Below are 1829 nucleotides of genomic sequence, written 5' to 3' on the forward strand. Positions count from 1 at the left end.
CCATTATGTCGTCGCTTATATGTTTCACAACGCTCAGGTCGTGAGAGATGAACATGAAGGTGAGCCCCATCTCTTCCTGAAGGTCCATCATCAGGGTGAGAATCTGGGCCTGAATGGAGACATCGAGTGCGGAAACCGGTTCATCACAGACAATAAATTCAGGATCAAGCGCCAGTGCGCGGGCAATCCCGATTCGTTGCCGCCTTCCGCCGTCGAGTTCATGAGGGTAGGAATTTACCAGACGTTCAGCAAGGCCCACTGTCTCCATAAGCGTATAGATTTTTTCATTCATCTCATCTTTGTCGGTGATTGTCCTGCACACTTTTATGGGTTCGGCGATAAGCTGGCTGACTGTGAGCCGAGGGTTCAATGAAGCATAGGGATCCTGGAAAATTATCTGCATCTTTTTGCGTATTTTTTTCATCTCTTCGTTTCCATAAAGCAAAATATTCGTCCCGTTGTAAAGCACTTCCCCATCAGTCGGCTCTATGATGCGCCAAATCAGGCGGCCAAGGGTAGATTTCCCGCATCCGGACTCACCCACGACTCCAAGAGTCTTGCCCGGGTTGATGGACAAATTTATCCCATCCACCGCGTGCAGGTTTCCCCTAAGGGTTCTAAAGTACTTTTTAATGTTTCGAGTCTCAATCAAAGGATTTTCCATAGTGATTTCCTTTCCCTGGGCCGAGGTTAACAAACCTGCTGCGGGGCGAAGAGATGACATTTTATGCCGTGACCTCCGGCAAATATATTTTCCGGGCTGACCATACTGCAAATATCCATACGCTTCGGACATCGGGGATGAAATTTGCACCCCCGGGGAAGCTTCACCGGGTCCGGCATCAACCCTTCGATGGCATTCAGACGGCGTGAAGGTTTCACCAGGTTTGGAATAGAGCCGAACAGGCCGGTCGTATAGGGGTGATGGTTTTTCGCATTGAAAATATCCGCAGCGGAGCCGATTTCAATGATCTCCCCGGCGTACATGATTGCCACCCTGTCGCAGGTTTGGGCAACGACTCCCAGGTCGTGGGTAATAAGAATCATTGACGTATTGAGCATGTCCTTGAGGTTCTTCATCAAATCAAGAACCTGGGACTGAATGGTGACATCAAGGGCAGTGGTCGGCTCGTCCGCTATGAGAAGCTTTGGTTCGCAGGCCAGGGCGATGGCAATTACTATGCGTTGCTTCATTCCTCCGGAGAACTGGTGAGGGTATTCCTCTTTCCGGTCAGGAGAAAGGCCCACCAATTTCATTATTTCATCAACACGCCCGGAAACCTGCTCTTTGGAGAGCTGCTTCTGGTGCAGTTCCAGCACCTCTGCAATTTGTTCACCTACCGTATGGACAGGATTGAGGCTCGTCATGGGGTCCTGGAAAATCATGGACACCGTTGCCCCTCGAAGGGCAAGCATATCGGCCTTACGGGCGTTGATGATATCGATCCCGTCGAGGAAAATCTGACCGCCCTCGATGTGTCCGACCCGATCCGGCAGCAGTTTCAATATGGAAAGTGCCGTTGTCGTTTTTCCGGCTCCTGTTTCGCCTACCAGCCCGATAGTCTCGCCTCTGTTCACTGAAAGGTTCAATCCGTTCACTGCATGGATGATTTCTTCATCTGTCCTGTAAACGACTGTGAGATCCCTGATTTCAAGGAGTTTTTCCGTTGAGGGCATGTTCATCATATCACCTTTTCCAAAAACCTAGTTCTTCAGCCGGGGATCCAGGGCGTCCCGAAGCCCGTCGCCGATAAGGTTCAGGGACAGGCTCGTGATTCCGATGAAAAGACCCGGTATATAGACCAGGAAGGGGTAGTATCTCATCTGGC

The 1829-nt window shown here is 50.6% G+C and carries 3 protein-coding genes; all 3 read right to left on the reverse strand.

Annotated elements, in window-relative coordinates; translation table 11 throughout:
* The coding region (locus GX147_11160; protein ID NLN61227.1) for an ABC transporter ATP-binding protein at positions 1–664 on the reverse strand (664 nt) is incomplete at its 3' end.
* 26 nt (positions 665–690) lie between these two features.
* A complete protein-coding gene (locus GX147_11165; protein ID NLN61228.1) occupies positions 691–1677 on the reverse strand; it encodes an ABC transporter ATP-binding protein in 987 nt (328 codons plus the stop codon).
* A 27-nt stretch (positions 1678–1704) separates the two neighbouring features.
* Positions 1705–1829: ABC transporter permease (locus tag GX147_11170; protein NLN61229.1), on the reverse strand; the 125-nt coding region annotated here is incomplete at its 5' end.

The sequence above is a fragment of the Deltaproteobacteria bacterium genome, assembly GCA_012522415.1.
Classification (GTDB): Bacteria; Desulfobacterota; Syntrophia; order Syntrophales; family JAAYKM01; genus JAAYKM01.